The organism is Thiomicrorhabdus immobilis, from assembly GCF_021654855.1.
Lineage (GTDB): Bacteria > Pseudomonadota > Gammaproteobacteria > Thiomicrospirales > Thiomicrospiraceae > Thiomicrorhabdus > Thiomicrorhabdus immobilis.
In genome coordinates, this window is the sequence record NZ_AP024202.1 from 40316 (window position 1) to 56611 (window position 16296).

The 16296-nt window shown below is 40.3% G+C and carries 16 protein-coding genes and 1 pseudogene; 10 read left to right on the plus strand and 7 right to left on the minus strand.

Features of this window, described 5'->3' with window-relative positions:
• Positions 1-59: 59 nt before the first annotated feature.
• On the minus strand, positions 60-1436 hold the full coding sequence (nhaA, locus tag L6421_RS00170) for a Na+/H+ antiporter NhaA (RefSeq protein WP_237261955.1): 1377 nt from the start codon (positions 1434-1436) through the stop codon (positions 60-62).
• Between the two features lie 75 nt (positions 1437-1511).
• Between nhaA and nhaD the strand changes: the two genes are divergently transcribed.
• Entirely contained in the window at positions 1512-2930 is a 1419-nt protein-coding gene (gene nhaD / locus L6421_RS00175; protein ID WP_237261956.1) for a sodium:proton antiporter NhaD, read from the plus strand.
• A 64-nt stretch (positions 2931-2994) separates the two neighbouring features.
• Here the strand turns inward: nhaD and L6421_RS00180 are convergent, their stop codons facing one another.
• Entirely contained in the window at positions 2995-4518 is a 1524-nt protein-coding gene (locus tag L6421_RS00180) for a 7TM domain-containing protein (RefSeq protein WP_237261957.1), read from the minus strand.
• Here L6421_RS00180 and L6421_RS00185 point away from each other — a divergent pair.
• The gene (locus L6421_RS00185) at positions 4517-5023 is read left to right on the plus strand and encodes an ATP-dependent zinc protease family protein (protein WP_237261958.1); all 507 of its coding nucleotides are present in this window, start codon (positions 4517-4519) and stop codon (positions 5021-5023) included. The two genes, L6421_RS00180 and L6421_RS00185, sit on opposite strands and share 2 nt — an antisense overlap.
• 163 nt (positions 5024-5186) lie before the next feature.
• On the opposite strand, the pseudogene L6421_RS00190 reads toward L6421_RS00185, so the two are convergent.
• Positions 5187-5567: pseudogene (locus L6421_RS00190) on the minus strand (response regulator); the annotation flags it as partial.
• A 285-nt stretch (positions 5568-5852) separates the two neighbouring features.
• The gene (locus L6421_RS00195; protein WP_237261959.1) at positions 5853-6053 is read right to left on the minus strand and encodes a hypothetical protein; all 201 of its coding nucleotides are present in this window, start codon (positions 6051-6053) and stop codon (positions 5853-5855) included.
• A gap of 161 nt (positions 6054-6214) precedes the next feature.
• On the opposite strand from L6421_RS00195, the gene L6421_RS00200 reads away from it, so the two are divergent.
• Positions 6215-6481: a hypothetical protein gene (locus L6421_RS00200; RefSeq protein ID WP_237261960.1), complete on the plus strand. Its 267-nt coding sequence runs from the start codon at positions 6215-6217 to the stop codon at positions 6479-6481.
• A 32-nt stretch (positions 6482-6513) separates the two neighbouring features.
• On the opposite strand, the gene L6421_RS00205 is transcribed toward L6421_RS00200, so the two are convergent.
• Complete coding sequence (locus tag L6421_RS00205; RefSeq protein WP_237261961.1) at positions 6514-6978, minus strand: Lrp/AsnC family transcriptional regulator; 465 nt, start codon at positions 6976-6978, stop codon at positions 6514-6516.
• Positions 6979-7136: 158 nt separating this feature from the next.
• Between L6421_RS00205 and L6421_RS00210 the strand changes: the two genes are divergently transcribed.
• Together L6421_RS00210 and L6421_RS00215 are read left to right on the plus strand one after the other, a co-directional pair.
• Positions 7137-8801 carry a 2-isopropylmalate synthase gene (locus tag L6421_RS00210; RefSeq protein WP_237261962.1) on the plus strand — a complete coding sequence of 555 codons (1665 nt, stop codon included), beginning with the start codon at positions 7137-7139 and terminating at the stop codon, positions 8799-8801.
• Positions 8802-8928: 127 nt separating this feature from the next.
• Entirely contained in the window at positions 8929-9537 is a 609-nt protein-coding gene (locus tag L6421_RS00215; RefSeq protein ID WP_237261963.1) for a flavin reductase family protein, read from the plus strand.
• Positions 9538-9643: 106 nt separating this feature from the next.
• Here L6421_RS00215 and L6421_RS00220 read toward each other — a convergent pair whose 3' ends face one another.
• Complete coding sequence (locus L6421_RS00220) at positions 9644-10231, minus strand: rhodanese-like domain-containing protein (protein WP_237261964.1); 588 nt, start codon at positions 10229-10231, stop codon at positions 9644-9646.
• A 213-nt stretch (positions 10232-10444) separates the two neighbouring features.
• On the opposite strand from L6421_RS00220, the gene L6421_RS00225 reads away from it, so the two are divergent.
• Positions 10445-12241, plus strand: a complete 1797-nt coding sequence (locus L6421_RS00225) for a Na/Pi cotransporter family protein (RefSeq protein ID WP_237261965.1) — start codon at positions 10445-10447, stop codon at positions 12239-12241.
• Between the two features lie 256 nt (positions 12242-12497).
• On the opposite strand, the gene L6421_RS00230 is transcribed toward L6421_RS00225, so the two are convergent.
• Complete coding sequence (locus L6421_RS00230) at positions 12498-12842, minus strand: ArsR/SmtB family transcription factor (RefSeq protein WP_237261966.1); 345 nt, start codon at positions 12840-12842, stop codon at positions 12498-12500.
• 131 nt (positions 12843-12973) lie between these two features.
• Between L6421_RS00230 and L6421_RS00235 the strand changes: the two genes are divergently transcribed.
• The 4 genes from L6421_RS00235 to L6421_RS00250 all read left to right on the plus strand — a co-directional run bounded on the left by L6421_RS00235 (position 12974) and on the right by L6421_RS00250 (position 16278).
• Positions 12974-13945, plus strand: a complete 972-nt coding sequence (locus L6421_RS00235) for a permease (protein ID WP_237261967.1) — start codon at positions 12974-12976, stop codon at positions 13943-13945.
• A 116-nt stretch (positions 13946-14061) separates the two neighbouring features.
• A complete protein-coding gene (locus tag L6421_RS00240; protein ID WP_237261968.1) occupies positions 14062-14718 on the plus strand; it encodes a thioredoxin family protein in 657 nt (218 codons plus the stop codon).
• Between the two features lie 36 nt (positions 14719-14754).
• Positions 14755-15225, plus strand: coding sequence for an arsenate reductase ArsC (locus L6421_RS00245; protein WP_237261969.1), 471 nt, complete (start codon positions 14755-14757; stop codon positions 15223-15225).
• A gap of 24 nt (positions 15226-15249) precedes the next feature.
• Positions 15250-16278, plus strand: a complete 1029-nt coding sequence (locus L6421_RS00250) for an ArsJ-associated glyceraldehyde-3-phosphate dehydrogenase (RefSeq protein ID WP_237261970.1) — start codon at positions 15250-15252, stop codon at positions 16276-16278.
• Positions 16279-16296 lie beyond the last annotated feature (18 nt).

The window sequence follows — 16296 nt, forward strand, 5'->3', positions numbered from 1 at the left end:
AAAAAACCCCGATTTTTCGGGGTTTTTAGTTTGTGATTATCTATAATTAAATGAATTATTTAATCGTTATCAATTGGGTGAATGGGTTTAGAGATATAGCGTAGCCATATAAAGCCCACCACACCCGCAAATAATGAAGCGAATAGAATTCCTGTCTTAGCCTGCAATAACATCTCAGCACCACCTTCAGAGCCGTACCATGCTAATTCTGCTATGAAGATGGACATGGTAAAACCAATACCACCTAAAAACGATACCCCAAAGATTTGGTTCATAGTGGTATGTTTTGGCATGCTGGCAATTCCCATTTTTATCGCTAAAAAGGCCACACCGGCAATACCTATGACCTTACCTAACACCAGGCCTGCCATAACACCCATGGTGACAGGTTCGAATAATAGGGCTTGCATGCCATCAAAATGTAACGCAATCCCCGCATTCGCTAAAGCAAACAGTGGAATGACAATCAAACTGACCGGTAAATGGAAATCATGCTCTAAACGGTTAAGGGGAGCTTGTACCGCATGCACTGTATCTTCCATATGGTGTAAAACCGCTTTTTGTTTGTCATGTAATTCATGGTTTTCACCAATAGGGTATTGTTTGAATTTATCGGTTAGTTTGGCCATATGCTGGTCAAAGAATTGCGGATTGAATTTCGGTTTATGCGGAATAGCCAGAGCGGTTAATATACCGGCAATGGTGGCATGAACCCCTGATTCCAACATGAAAATCCACATTAAACCACCCATTAAAAAGTAAGGTAGAGGATGGTGAATCCCGAAGCGGTTAAAGACTATCAAAATACCGAAAATGGCAAACGCCATCATTAATGAAAACATATGGATCTGATCGGTATAAAACAAGGCGATAACGGTAACTGCCATTAAGTCATCGACAATCGCTAAGGCGACCAAAAACGTGACTAAAGCCACCGGAACTCTTCGTCCAAGCAAAACTAACGCACTGATTGCAAAAGCGATATCGGTTGCCATAGGGATTCCCCAGCCGTTCTGACTTGGTAGCCCTAAGTTGATGTAGTAATAGATTAAAGCGGGGGCTGCAACCCCACCTATAGCCGCCAATATAGGCAAAATGGCATTTTTAGGTTCGGAAAGTTCACCGCTTAATACTTCACGTTTTATCTCCAAACCGATGACAAAAAAGAACAGCGCCATTAAGCCGTCATTGATCCAGTGGTGGAGTGTGTGGTTGATACTGAAATCACCCAAACTCACCGCCAGTTTGGTATGAAAAATATGTGCATAGGTTTCACTGATCGGTGAGTTGGCCAAAATCAGGGCGACCACCGTCATAATCATTAAGACCAAACCGGTAGTGGTCTGTTGATGTAAGAAGTGTTCAAATGGAGTAGCGACCTTACTGAACATGCGCTCCCATGGAGCGAGAATTTTGTATTTTGGTATTGGTTTCATGTTATTAATTCTTTTTATTTCAATTGTTTCAAACCATTATAATACAGTGATTAATATGAATATAAAGGGTTAAAAATGAAAAACGTTTTATCGTTTTTGGGTTTAAGTTTAGGTTTATTGTTGCCAAGCTTAGGTTTTGCCAGCGAATCTCAAAACCTAATGGATTTAACCACTCATTGGGCAGGATTTGTAAGCTTAGGGATTTTTGTTGTGGCTTATCTGTTGGTGATGACAGAAGAGTTTTCACATTTAAGAAAATCCAAACCGGTTATCTTAGCCGCCGGTTTGATTTGGTCTCTAATCGCTTATGTGATGATCCAAAATGATATGCCGGATGTTGCCGAAGAAGCCGTTCGCCATAATATTTTGGAATTTGCGGAGCTGTTTTTATTCTTATTGGCGGCAATGACCTATATCAACGCGATGGAAGAACGCCAAGTGTTCAGTGCCTTACGTGGTTGGTTGGTTTCCAAGGGGTTTAGTTATAAACAACTTTTTTGGTTAACGGGGTTTTTAGCCTTTTTTATCTCTCCAGTTGCAGATAACCTAACCACCGCATTATTGATGGGGGCGGTTATCTTAGCCGTTGGCGCGAGTTCTCCAGCATTTGTCAGTTTAGGGTTTATCAACGTAGTGGTGGCGGCCAATGCGGGTGGTGCATTCAGTCCGTTTGGCGATATTACGACTTTAATGGTTTGGCAAAAAGGCTTGTTACATTTCAATGAATTCTTTGATCTGTTCATTCCTTCTTTAGTGAATTTTGTGGTTCCAGCTATCATTATGACGTTCTTTATTCCTAATGAAACGCCAGAATCGTTAAATGAAACGATCTCAATGCGCCGTGGTGCAAGACGTATTATGTTCCTATTTTTTGCGACTATTGCAACTGCGGTGTCAATGCATAACTTCCTGCATATGCCTCCTGTTTTAGGGATGATGATGGGCTTGGCCTATTTACAATTCTTTGCCTATTACCTAAAGAAAACCGGGGAGTTATCTTATGAAATGGGGAATACCGGCGAAGGCATGACTCATGGTGAAGCCAAACCGATTACCTTTGACATCTTCAACAAAATCGCCCGTGCCGAGTGGGATACGTTGTTATTCTTCTTTGGGGTTATTTTAGCGGTAGGCGGTTTAGGTACTTTAGGGTATCTGGCGATGGCTTCTGAAGTCATGTATACCCAATGGGGTGCCACCAACGCCAATATTGCAGTCGGTCTTCTGTCGGCCGTCGTGGATAACATCCCAGTGATGTTTGCGGTGTTGACCATGAATCCGGAAATGTCTTCAGGACAATGGTTGTTAGTCACTTTAACTGCAGGGGTAGGGGGTTCATTACTTTCGATAGGTTCGGCGGCTGGTGTGGCCTTAATGGGGCAGTCAAAAGGTCAATACACCTTCTTTAGCCATCTTAAATGGACACCAGCGATCGCTTTAGGTTATGTGGCGAGTATTTGGGTTCATACGATGATTAACAGCAGTCTGTTCTAATATTTAATTATTTAAAAATCTCAGTAAAACCGAAAAGGGCGTAAATATGAATTTACGCCCTTTTTTATGGTCTCGGATTTATTTCATCTTCAGTATTTTTCGATTCAATTTCCGTCTTTATCTCTTTAGGTTGGTAGAGGAACAGTGCAAGCGCGATGGTAATCAAATGTGCTTCAGGGTGGATCAGCAACCAATCACCAATAAAGCTGAGTTGAAGGATGCCTATCACAATGAAAGTCAGCATTAGGGTGTAGAGGAGCTTCATATTGGCGTGGTGGGTGCCGTTCTTATCCAGGCTCACAAAATATTTATCAACCAATAAAGTCAAGATAATAACCGGTAGCAGCGCATCAATCGGATTATCTAACCAATTCATGATATCTGAAACCGTAATAATCAATATCAATATTAGGATGACAAACGTCAGGGTAACGGTATGTTCCACAATTTTGTTTTTGTTGGCGACCAGTTTACGAATAAAAATGGTCGGTACAAACACCAAAGCCATGATAATCAGGCTTAAGACTATTTCATTAAAAGCCAATGCTAAACCCAGTAGAGCGGGGGTTAAAATGCCATGGGTTTCTATTTTGAACAGCGCTTTCAAAAAAGCGGTGATTAAAAGCGCAAAAGGCAGTGTGAGTAAAATTTTCAACGCATCTTGCAATTCTAAAGGGAGTAACTTCAGGTTATAAAACTCTTCGTAATTGAAAGGGGTGTTTTCGTTGAATTGGAAAGAGTCAATTTGTATGATTTCTTTAAGTTCAGTACCGTTTTTCAAGCTACTGAAATCATTCGAGTCTTTCGATAATGCAATCAAAGTCAAGGTGTTTTCCGCCCATAAATCGAGGGTTTGCCAATAGGTGCCATTATGAAATTCCAACCAACCTCGTTTGTAGGTTTTGTTTTCATAATCAACGCCTATTCCACAAACCGTACGTGCTGGAATATTCAAACTTTTCAAGCTGGCCAATAAATTTTGTTGTTGGGTCAGCCAGTTATTACATGTCGTGTTTCTGATTTTTTTGTAAGTTGGAAACTTACCCCAATATTTTTCATAGAGAGCAAGGTAATTTTGTAAGTGTTCAGCTGATTGGGTTATAGAATCAATAACGACTCCGTTTTCGATCAAGAAATCCTGAAATTTGGCAAAACGGCCTTTTTGGGAATCTTCAAGAGCGGTATATTTCTGATAATCATCTGGATTTAAAGGGTTAGCGACACGTTTCTTATCTTTTTTATCATGAGAAAAATTGTATTCCAATCGAATTATGCTTGGTTTTTTATCGCTGGCAATCAACACTAAACCGCGCTTCTCTCCCACCTTGTAGTTACGTTTGCTGATCCGCCAGCCGTTATAACTCATTGATTGAGATATCAAACGATTTTCTCGAGTAGAATAAGGCAAAGGCAACTGTATTTCGGTTTTATCCAGAATGGTTTTAGTCACCTCGTATTGCAAAGTCAATTTACTGTGCAGAGAGGGATTTGTGTCGGAAACTGGCAACCAAAACTGTTTCAAAATGAATATAAATACCGCTAGCCCGATTAAACTCAAAATCACTTTTTTATTTGCTGGGATCAACATGAATATCTTTGCTATTCTCTTGTTAAATGTTTTTGTCACGTTTTATGCGCCAAACCTGTATGCACAAAATATTATCGGCTGGTTAGAAAATATTACGTTAATTAATCAAGGTCAGCAATTAACTATTGCAGCTAAGATTGATAGTGGCGCTGATTACTCTTCCATTCATGCGGTTGATATAGAGATTTTTCAGAAAGTCAATCAAGATTGGATTAAGTTCAAAACCATTAATGATTTTGAAGTCGAAGCGCCACTTTATCGTTACACACAAATCAAAACCAAAAAGGTCGGTTTTCAAGATAGACCGGTGGTTAAATTAGAAGTGTGTATTGGCGATATCAGAAGGGTGATTGAAGTGAACTTGGTGGATAGAGAGCATTTTTCAAGACCAATGCTGGTCGGTAGAGAAGCTTTGTCAGGGTTTTTAATAGATCCGACTAAAACCGATTTATTAGAACTACAGCCTTGCACTAATAAACCGGCTAGCGAGTCATACAGTCATTAGATTACGAGTATTGATCTCGTTTTAATTTAGCCAAATACGCTTTGCGTTTTTCTGGAGGCATGGCAGCCAGCATTTTCTGCAGTTTTGCTTTTTGTTCGGCAGCATAATTTTGACTGGCTTGTGAAGGAGGTGCCATTTTCACGCCGCGTTTTTCAAGACTTTTGCGTTCCGCAATTTTATCTATTTTTTCTTTAAGGATGGCTGCGGTGAACGGTTTGACAATATATCCATCTACACCAGCTTGCGCCGCTTCCAAAATTTGGCTTCGTTTCTGTTCTGCAGTGATTAACATAAAAGGCATATCTTTTAAGTTTTCATCTGCACGCACACGTTTCAACAATTCAATACCGGTCATTTCTGGCATGTTCCAGTCACTGACAATAAAGTCATATTTTCCAGACTGAATCATTGGCCACGCTTTAGAACCATCATTTGCATCATCAATATTTGTAAAGCCAAGCTCTTTTAGAAGGTTGGTTACAATTCTGATCATGGTAGCGAAATCATCTACTACAAGAATATTTATGTTTTTATCGATTGCCATATCATTAGCCAATTTATGTGATGTGTATTTAATTTGTTCATTATAAATTTAGATGAATCTATATCAATAGATTTCATTGTAAATCTAGCTAGATTTATACCATAACACTTAAAAAATTGAATTTTATATAAAAATTAGCGGAAAAGGGCTACGATTAATTAGGTATTTAATGACATTAAAGGTGGGGAATTTCACAAAGTGGTGATGAAGTAACGATTGGTGTTTTGTAGGGATGATTACAGAATAAGACCCCATATATTGGGTTTTATTCTGTAATGAGACGATTTAAGCCGCTTTTTTAACCGCTTTTTTTGCGGCTACTTTGAGTTTTTTCTTGCTAGAAAGCTCTTTTTTTAGCATCTTTTTAGTGACTTTTTTAATAACCGATTTTGCATCTTTCTTTTTAATGTCTTTTTTAGCTACCGCTTTTTGAGTTGCTTTAGTTGCCGCTTTTTTGACTAATTTTTTCTTAATTGCTTTTGCCATTTTGAGTACCCAGTTATTATTGATTTGAATTCTTATAAAGTAATTATTACTAACTAATAGTAATAATATATATCTATAATAACTTTTATCATATTTATATGCCAATCAAATTTACCGATTCTATATAATAAGCACTTGTTTCTATGTAAATGGACTGTTAGATGACGTTTATTGAATTTAAAAAGCATCTGTTAGATGCTGAGATTTCTTTACCAAAATTTAGCAAATTAATTAAGGTAAGTGAAAAGAACCTACAGTCTTATAAAAAGAAAGGCGAGGTTCCTAATCCGATAGCCGTGATTGTGGCCTGTTTTGTGGAAATGAAAAAAGCCGGTCTAGACTATGCAGACATTGTGGATGGTTTAGAGTTAAAAGCGAAAACCAAAGAGGGTGTGGGTTTTGCCAAAAAGGCAAAAAAACCGGAATAAAAGCAATTTGTGTCAGCAAGTGATGCAGTAACCTAACTGATTGGTATAGCGGTTTTATCAACGACTTTCCTTAATACAAAGCTGGTATGCACACCACTAACTCCGGTAATTTGGGTGATGTGGTTCAGCAATAAATCTTGATAGGCCTCCAAGTCCTTAACCAGCACCTTCAATTGATAATCCGCGGTTTGCCCGGTTAACAATAAACACTCCAAAACATTTGGCATGGATTGAACGGCTTTTTCAAATTCTGAAAAACGTTCTTTGGTGTGTTTGTCCATCGAGATATGGATCAAGGCCATCAAATCCAATCCCAATCGTTTAGAATCCAATAAGGCTCTGTAGCCGGTGATTACTCCTTGTTCCTCTAAGGCTTTGAAACGTCTTAAACACGCTGAGGGAGACAAACCAATCTGATCGGCGATTTCTTGATTGGTCAGACGTCCGTTGCTCTGTAAGGCATTCAATATCGCCTTGTCGTAGTTATCTAATTTCATAAATTCACCTTTATTGGAATATTATTCTAATAATCTATATTAATTTGACAGTTAATACTATTAATTTTTATTTACATAGAATTGTTTGCAATAAAATATACCTGGCCTGGTAATAAAATAGTCATCATTAACCAGCCTGCAAAGCCGTAGAGATGAAAATGATGAATCCAGCAAAATACCAACGTACCCCAACCCCTCAATTGAGTAATCGTCAGTGGCCGAATAACTTTTTGACTAAGGCTCCTATTTGGGTAAGTGTGGATTTGCGTGATGGTAATCAGGCTTTAGCCAATCCAATGACGGTTGAACAGAAATTGGCACTTTGGCATCAGTTGATTGCTATGGGCTTTAAAACCATCGAAATCGGTTTCCCTTCAGCTAGCCAGCTTGAATTTGATTTTACCCGCCGTTTGATTGAGGAAAACTTAATTCCCGATGATGTCACCGTCCAGGTATTGGTGCAAGCTCGTGAACACTTGATTGAGCGTACTTATGAGTCTTTACAGGGTGTTAAGCAGGCGGTGATCCATGTTTATAACACCACATCCATCGTTCAGCGTGAGAATGTCTTTGAGAAGACTAAAGATGAAATTAAGGCTATGGCGGTACAAGGGGCGAAATGGGTTCAAGAATATGCCTTAAAGGCCGCTAAAACAAATCCGCATAGTAAATGGATATTCCAATATTCTCCTGAGAGTTTTTCACAAACCGAAACCGATTATGCGGTGGAGGTTTGTCAGGCGGTAATGGATGTATGGCAACCCACTCCTGAAAACAAATGCATTTTGAATTTACCTGCCACGGTCGAAAGCACTTCACCTAACCGTTTTGCGGATCAGGTGGAGTATTTTATTACCCACCTTAAAAATCGTGAATCGGCATTGATCTCGATTCATACCCATAATGATAGAGGCTGTGCGGTTGCCGCGGCCGAGTTGTCTTTATTGGCGGGTGCCGACCGTATCGAAGGCACCTTGTTGGGTAATGGCGAACGTACCGGTAATATGGATATTGTGACGTTGGCGATGAACCTATACAGTGAAGGCATCGATCCAGAGTTAGACCTATCGCAGCCGAATAAATGGGTGCCTGTGGTCGAAGAGGTGACACAAATTCAAACCCATCCTCGTCATCCATGGGTAGGCGATGTGGTTTATACCGCTTATTCAGGAAGTCATCAGGATGCGATACGTAAGTGTTTGTTGAAGCAAAAACCTGATGCGCCTTGGAATGTGGCTTATCTACCGATTGATCCTAAGGATGTCGGACGTGATTATGAAGCGATTATTCGTGTCAATAGTCAATCAGGAAAAGCAGGTTCGGCTTTTGTGTTAGCCCAGGAATATGGTTTGAACCTACCAAAATGGGTGCAGCTGGATTTTGCACCGATTGCACAAAATTTAGCTGAAAAGCAGGGTGGTGTAGTCAGTCATAAGGACTTGTATTCGGCTTTCAGTGAGCAATATTTTTTGACTGAAAACAATATTCAAATCAACCATTATCATTTGGATAGAGAGGGTGAGATCGAGCATCTTTCCTTAGAGGTGAATGGTGAGATTTGGCAAGGCAGTGGTACAGGGACTTTAAGTGCGTTATGTGATGCTTGGCACAAACGTACCGGGCACAGTGTCGATGTGATTGACTATGCCGAACATGCTTTGCACACCCTGGATGAAAGCCCAAATGGTGAACAGGGTAAAAACGCTCAAGCCATGGCTTATGTTTACTTACAACAAGATGACCGCCGCACTGTCGGTGTGGCGATTGCGAGAGATACGGTTTCTGCGATGGTCATGGCCTTGTTGAAAGGTTTAAACGCATAACGTATTTGTCACTTTTCATGTGAAAATCAATTAAACTCACCAGGCCTGGTGAGTTTAATTCTCGCCAAATCCAGCAAATCTTATCCTCCTTTTAATTAGGTATATCGTTAACCGATAAGGCTCCATAATGTTATTTGATACCGCTACTATACAACCATCGCAAATTTATCCTCTTTTAGTTGGTGGAATCATTCCACGTCCGATTGCTTGGGTTAGCACGCAGAATAAGACGGGTTTAACCAATTTAGCGCCTTATTCATTCTTTAGTGTGGCCAGTGTCAATCCACCTATTTTGACGATTACCAACATAGCTGGTGCAGATCGTTTGGCTAAAGATACCTTGGGTAATTTGTTAAAAACCGGAGAGTGTGTCATCAATATCGTAGCGATGGATCAGCTTGATGATATGAATCAAAGTTGTGCGGGCTATTCTCCCGAACACAGTGAAATCGATGAAATCGGTATTGAAACGGTTGCCAGTTCTCATGTTTCCCCGCCAGGAATAAAAGCATCCCCAGTACGTTATGAATGTACCTTGAGAGAGACATTGACGTTATCTGACAAACCCGCAGGCGGGGTGTTGGTTTTACTTGATGTTGTGGCGATCTATGTGGATGACAAAGTGGTTTTTGATGGGGTGATTCAAGCCGATTTACTTAATACGGTTGGCAAGTTAGGCGGTAATGGTTATTGCACTGTAGCTTGCGATATCGAGTTAGAACGTCCAGTTTTGTAGCTTGATTTTTGGGTTTCACGTGAAACAAAAAAACCGCCAGCTAATAATATAGAAGGCGGTTTTCATTACCTTGGTTCCACTATGGAACTAAAGGTATTCAGTACTTTTATTTATAGAAATATGCTTTCTTTGGATCGATATGGTAAGACCATTGTGCTCCAGAGTTTTTCCATCCGTTCACTAGGCGGAAACCTTTTTTATCACCTTCTTTGGTTTTAGAACCTTCAAAACCATCAGTCATGATGTAGACGTTTTTATAGCCATACTGCCATAACATTTTTGCAGCAGGTTGCGCACGTGAAGAACCTGAACGACACATCAATACATAAGTACTGGTCTCATCCGCACCTAATTCCGCCGCTTTATCTTCTAGTTCAGAAACAAACTTATCGTTGTTGATTGAACGGTAACGTGGTTTTTTAGCATCCATTTGATCGTATTTGAAGATAACAGATGGAATCATGATTTGCGCGGCTTCAGTATTACCAACAAACTGCCACTCTTCTGGAGTACGTACATCCACCAGAATCACTTTAGGGTCTTTTTTCATCATTTCGATGGTTTCTTTAGCGTCAACATAAAGCTCTTGAGGAGTGTGTTTTTTAGGGTCTTTTGGTGCAGGTGAAGCATGTGCCACTGAACATGCCATCAATGAAGTTAAAGCCGCCGTAGCTAACCATGTGGTTTTTTTCATTTTTAAATCTCCAATCAATTAAAAATATTACAATCAAACTCGGTATTCTGTATGAATCATTACTAATATAATTTGTAATTATATGTATGTATATTAAAAAATTATTATATTGGCATATGCTTATTCAATTACTGTCGATTGCCGATATTAATGGCTTTCTAATGATTATTAGCGGTATGATAAATTTGTGTTTCATTCAATGAAGTTAGCTGTATGTTTTTTAAGAAATTTGTTTTAGTTTTAGGGTTTATCCTGTTGATTCCTAGTCTGGCTCTGGCTGCTTCTGCGCCTGTTCAAAACTTAGATTGGTTTACTATGGTGATGTGGTTAACTGGCGGTTTAGCACTTTTTTTATATGGCATGGAGCAGTTAATCAAGGGATTGATGGTGGTTGCAGGTGACCAGATGAAAACCCTTTTGGCTAAACTTACTACCAATAGGGTCATGGGGGCTATCACTGGTGCGGGGGTTACTGCGGTAATCCAATCGTCATCGGTAACCAGTGTGTTGACAGTGGGGTTTGTATCCGCAGGTTTAATGAGTCTTAGCCAAGCTGCGGGCGTGATTATGGGAGCAAATTTAGGTACTACCGTTACCGCGCAGGTCATTGCATTTAAAGTGACTAATTTTGCCCTACTGATGGTTTCCGTTGGATTCGCCATTCAGTTTTTCTCTAAATACAACAGAAAAATTGCCCTTGGCCGGGTCATCATGGGATTGGGTTTAATCTTTTTTGGTATGAATGTGATGAGTGATGGGATGGCCCCGTTACGTGATTACCAACCGTTTTTAGAACTGATGACACAAATGCAAAACCCACTATTAGGGATATTGGTGGGGTTGTTTTTCACCGCTCTGGTACAGTCGTCTTCAGCAACCATAGGTATCATCATCGTGATGGCGAGTAACGGGTTTTTAACCCTGCCGGCAGGTATTGCTTTGGCGATGGGAGCTAATATCGGCACTACGGTAACGGCCTTGTTATCCACTATCGGTAAATCTAGAGAAGCCAAAAGAACGGGCTTTATCCACCTCCAATTCAATATCTTTGGGGTTCTGGTTTTTCTGCCATTTATTCCTGAACTTGCCCAGTTCGCAACCTATATCTCAAGTCATGATTTAGTGCAAAATCATCGAGATATGGCTTATTTGGCTGCCAATACCCCTCGTGAAATCGCTAATGCAAACACTATATTCAACCTGATTTGTCTGTTGATATTTTTACCGTTCATCCCAGCCTTTCTATGGCTTGCGCATCGTTTTGTACCCATAATCGATGAGGAGAAAAGTTCATCAGATTTCAATCCAGAGTTCTTGGATCATACTTTCCTTGCCACCCCGTTTATGGCAATGAACGCGGTGCAACTTGAACTTGGACGTTACCAAAAGAAACATGCTCTCTTTTATAAACGGGTGGTAAACCTGATTCAGCAACCCAATATTGATAAGCTTGCCAAGGAAGATTTGAATATCCAGCATTTCAGGTCTTATCAGAGAAAAATATTGGCTTATCTCGGTGGGTTGGGTCAAACCGAACTGACATTTGCCGAGCAAAACAAATATATAGAATTGATGAACGTGGTCAACAATCTAGAGTCAATGCTGGAAGCGCTTGAGTTCAACATTTTCAGCGTGTTGCATATGATGGTGCAAGGTGACCATAAACCGAGTGAAACCATGGTTCAGTTGGTTGGCCAGCTTTCAAACGAAGTGGGCAAATCGATTGATAACGCCATTTTAAGTGTCGCCAATGAAGACGATGAATTGGCGATGTCGGTGATAGCCATCAAGCCCACTATCGATGCTCTGATTCAAGACGCTTTGAAACATCAAGTTAAAAGGTTTCAAGCCACTGATGAACGTTTGACGATTTTTAGATATGAGATGCAGTTGATTGATGGGTTCAAACAATTACACACTTTGGCAAAAAGAATTTCACGTTTGGCTTTGGCCAATAAAGAGTTGAAACAAACGACATCGGTCAATGCTGATTCTCAACATGTTGATTGATGTAAAACCTCGTGATGATAATCTAATCTCTAATGTGCCAATTTTTTGCGATTCAAAAAAAATCGATAATTGCTTAAAAAATAGGCTTTCAAAAAATGTCCTATAAGCGGTTTTCTCAAACAAGGTAATGCAATGAATAGGGTTTTTGTCTGAAAACCCCATGTCGAGCTTTATTTTAAGGATTTTTATATTTTTTGTGGTTTGTAAATGCAAACCAAACTTTTTTAGGTTATTTACAGTTTCACGTGAAACCTGTTCAGTTTTTGATCACGCAACTGTTATTGTCTTTCTCAAAACGCTGTTTATCCATTTCGATTTCTGGTGTCTTTTCCAGAATCGGCTTTAATTGATTTAAATCCAATATATTTATATTGTCCTGCTTCAATGCGTAGTGCATCCAAACCCCGTCTCTCCAAGAATCAACAAGTCCAGAATTTTTCAAATACGCTAGGTGTCTAGAAACGGTGCTTTGACTCAACCCTAGGGTTGTAACCAGTTCGCAGACACATAATGAGTCTTTTTGTAAAAGCAGGTAAAGGATTCGTAGCCGAATAGGATCCGATAATGCTTTGAATGTTTGGCTTATGTTTTCAATGGTCATATTTAGAGACTCTATTAATTCTTTCCAGAAAGTTTAATTTAACACAAATTTCATATAAATGTGTATATCCGTCTATGCGGATATGTTATATTTATATCCAATTATATACAAAATGGTATCAGGTGGTGTTCATGTTTGATTGGTTTGATGCATTGGGTAATTGGGTCGCTTTCCAGTTGTTGGGGTTGGGGAGTGAGTCACAGCTTGGGTTGGCTGTGCAGTTTTTTATTATGGATACCGCCAAAATATTCTTTTTATTGGTTGCCGTCATCTATTTAATGGGGTTGTTGAGAGCTTATGTTTCAACTGAACGTGTGCGTCAGTTGGTTGCTGGTCGTCCTAAGTGGCAGGCACGTTCATTGGCTATTACATTAGGCAGCGTGACTCCTTTTTGCTCATGTTCATCTGTTCCACTATTCATTGGTTTTGTGGAGGCTAGAATACCTGTTGGAATTACCTTTGCCTTTTTGATTGCCAGCCCAATGATTAATGAAGTCGCAGTTGTCTTATTAATCTCAATTTTAGGTTGGGAAGTGGCTTTGCTTTATGTTTTAGCAGGCCTGGTTGTTGCGTATGTGGGGTCGATAATCATTGAATGGTTTAAGCCGGAACGCTGGGTTGAATCCTATGTTTGGGATATCAAAATGCGTCAACAACAAGAAGAAATGGCCCATGCTGGTGGTTTTAATCAACGTCACGACTTTGCTTGGAATGAAGTTAAAGTAATCGTTAAGCGCATTTGGCACTGGGTATTTATTGGTATCGCATTAGGTGCGGTTTTTCACGGTTATGTTCCTGAGGAGTGGGTTACCGCTTATTTAAGTGATGCAACCGACTGGTGGAGTGTGCCAGCAGCGGTGTTGATGGGTGTGCCACTCTATTCCAATGCGATTGGTGTTATCCCGTTTATTGAGGCGATGATTAATAAAGGTGTACCCATTGGTACAAGTTTGGCATTAATGATGAGTATTGCTGCACTTTCCTTGCCTGAGTTGCTCATTTTACGCAAGGTCATAAAATGGCAAGCCTTAGCTGTATTTGTTGGAGTGCTCACTGTGGCGTTTATTTCGGTTGGTTATTTATTCAACTATTTATTTTCTTAGTAGGTAAAAATGGATCTTAAAGTGTTTCAACAAATTTTATATGCTCAGCCGGAACAAACTGTGTTGAGATTAATCTCATATAAAGAACTCAACTTAATTAACAAAAGGAAGTAAAAATGAAAGGTAATTTAATGGTGCGTTCAATGACGCTTTTAATTTTAGTGGCTATCGGTTTGGCGCATATTTCTGGTCAAACCAATTTACTATCCGTTAACTGGTTATGGTTAGCCATTTTGCCAGCGTTTATGGGTTTTCAAGCGACCTTTACGGGTATTTGCCCTGCTGTGTTAATAGGAAAATTATCTAAAACTGGTGAGTGTTGTCCTGGTGGTAGTTGTGGTACCAGCAAGCCAGCAAGCAGCCAAACCGAACAAAAAAGCGGTTCATGTTGTGGCAGTGAAAACAGCACATTAAAAGAGAAATCCGTCAGTTGTTGTGGTTCTGATGCAAATAGCCAAACTGAAAAAAGTGGTGGTTGTTGTGATACAAAAGAGGATATAGCGACTTCAAGTGGTTGTTGTTCTAACCAGAGTGATGCTATTGAAATTAAGGTTTTAGGAACAGGGTGCGCTACTTGCGAAAATACCATGAAGTTGATTAGTGAAACCGCTAAAGAACAAGGGGTTGATGTGACAATCATTAAAGTTGACGACGTCGCTGAGATTGCTAGTTATGGTGTTATGAGCACACCAGGGATTGTAATCGGCGACCAAGTCTTGCATGCAGGTGGAATGCCAACTAAACAAGCGGTTATTGAGTGGTTGAAACCATAATAGGTTTGCCAATAATAGCGATTTTGGGAGTTTGCTATGTATAACGTTTTATTTATTGATACTGAAAACGCAACCCGAAGTATTGTTGCTGAAGCTTTATTGAACCATTGGGGTAAGGGGAAGTTTCAAGCTTACAGTGCAGGGAGTGAGCCTATCAATGATATAAACCCTCATGCGCTTGCGGTACTCAAGAATGCCAATCTCTCTGTAGCGGATGCTTATCCTAAAGGCTTGGATGTATTTTCGGGTGACGATGCTCCGCAAATGGATTTTGTATTCATTCTATGCGATAAGGTCCGTAATGAGGTTTGTCCCATCTGGCCTGATCATACGATTACCGCGGTTTGGGATATAAACATTCCTACTGCGGATGATTTGTATATCGACGCGGTCAGAGAGGTATTGCATAGCTTGGAAGCCCGAATACAGTTATTCATACAACTTCCTATTGCTAAACTGGAGCATTTGAAACTGAAACAAGCTGTGGCTGAAATCAGTCAACAATAAATAATCAATAGGCATGGACCATCAATGAAAAAAATTAGAATTGCTATCAATGGTTTTGGGCGAATGGGTCGTTTAGCGATGCGTATGGCGTACGACTGGCCGGAAATCGAAATTGTACATATCAATGAAATCGCTACAAATGCCGAAGGCTCGGCACACTTACTCAAATTCGATTCGGCGCACGGTCGCTGGCATCACGATCCTCTTGCTGAAAACGGCAAAATTAAAATCGGTGATGACTTGATTGGTTATTCAAGCAACCTGGTTATTTCGGATACGGATTGGGGTTCTATGGATTTGGATGTGGTCATTGAATCCACTGGTGAGTTCAGAACCAAGGCTCAAGTCAATGCCTATCTGGACCAGAGTGTGAAACAAGTCATTGTGGCCGCTCCTATGAAAGAGGGTATTAAGAATATTGTCATGGGAATCAATAATGGGGTTTTTGAGCCAGGCCAGGACCCTATCATTACCGCGGCCTCTTGTACCACCAATTGTATCGCCCCGGTTATTAAGGTGATGCATGAAAAATTGGGTATTAAGCATGGCATGATTACCACTATGCACGATAGAACCAATACCCAGAAAGTGGTGGATCATGGGCATAAGGATTTGCGCCGAGCACGCGCGAGCTTCGAATCCTTGATTCCAACATCAACCGGTTCGGCTACGGCAATCGGCACCATTTTTCCGGAGTTGAACGGCAAGCTCAATGGCTTGGCGGTGCGTGTTCCTTTTATGAATGCGTCCTTGACGGACTTGGTTCTGGAGATGCAAAGCGAAACTACGGTTGATGAGGTTAATGGCTTATTGCAGGAAGCGTCACAAACCTATTTAAGTGGTATTTTAGGGTTTGAAACACGACCATTGGTTTCAGTGGATTACGAGGGTGAGACATGCTCAAGTGTTATCGATGCACCCTCGACCATGGTGGTGAACGGTACCCAGGTGAAACTCTTGGCTTGGTATGATAATGAAATCGGTTATGTAGTGCGGATGATGGAGTTGGCGGTTAAAGTCGCCAAGGCCAACAGGTTCCACGTGGAACATTAATTTTGTAAAGTTTCAAGT

Excerpts from the sequence above, each read along its gene's own strand:
- nhaA (WP_237261955.1), bottom strand. The coding sequence starts at position 1,436 with ATGAAACCAATACCAAAATACAAAATTCTCGCTCCATGGGAGCGCATG.
- nhaD (WP_237261956.1), top strand. The coding sequence starts at position 1,512 with ATGAAAAACGTTTTATCGTTTTTGGGTTTAAGTTTAGGTTTATTGTTG.
- L6421_RS00185 (WP_237261958.1), top strand. The coding sequence starts at position 4,517 with ATGAATATCTTTGCTATTCTCTTGTTAAATGTTTTTGTCACGTTTTAT.
- L6421_RS00180 (WP_237261957.1), bottom strand. The coding sequence starts at position 4,518 with ATGTTGATCCCAGCAAATAAAAAAGTGATTTTGAGTTTAATCGGGCTA.
- L6421_RS00195 (WP_237261959.1), bottom strand. The coding sequence starts at position 6,053 with ATGGCAAAAGCAATTAAGAAAAAATTAGTCAAAAAAGCGGCAACTAAA.
- L6421_RS00200 (WP_237261960.1), top strand. The coding sequence starts at position 6,215 with ATGACGTTTATTGAATTTAAAAAGCATCTGTTAGATGCTGAGATTTCT.
- L6421_RS00205 (WP_237261961.1), bottom strand. The coding sequence starts at position 6,978 with ATGAAATTAGATAACTACGACAAGGCGATATTGAATGCCTTACAGAGC.
- L6421_RS00210 (WP_237261962.1), top strand. The coding sequence starts at position 7,137 with ATGATGAATCCAGCAAAATACCAACGTACCCCAACCCCTCAATTGAGT.
- L6421_RS00215 (WP_237261963.1), top strand. The coding sequence starts at position 8,929 with ATGTTATTTGATACCGCTACTATACAACCATCGCAAATTTATCCTCTT.
- L6421_RS00220 (WP_237261964.1), bottom strand. The coding sequence starts at position 10,231 with ATGAAAAAAACCACATGGTTAGCTACGGCGGCTTTAACTTCATTGATG.
- L6421_RS00225 (WP_237261965.1), top strand. The coding sequence starts at position 10,445 with ATGTTTTTTAAGAAATTTGTTTTAGTTTTAGGGTTTATCCTGTTGATT.
- L6421_RS00230 (WP_237261966.1), bottom strand. The coding sequence starts at position 12,842 with ATGACCATTGAAAACATAAGCCAAACATTCAAAGCATTATCGGATCCT.
- L6421_RS00235 (WP_237261967.1), top strand. The coding sequence starts at position 12,974 with ATGTTTGATTGGTTTGATGCATTGGGTAATTGGGTCGCTTTCCAGTTG.
- L6421_RS00240 (WP_237261968.1), top strand. The coding sequence starts at position 14,062 with ATGAAAGGTAATTTAATGGTGCGTTCAATGACGCTTTTAATTTTAGTG.
- L6421_RS00245 (WP_237261969.1), top strand. The coding sequence starts at position 14,755 with ATGTATAACGTTTTATTTATTGATACTGAAAACGCAACCCGAAGTATT.
- L6421_RS00250 (WP_237261970.1), top strand. The coding sequence starts at position 15,250 with ATGAAAAAAATTAGAATTGCTATCAATGGTTTTGGGCGAATGGGTCGT.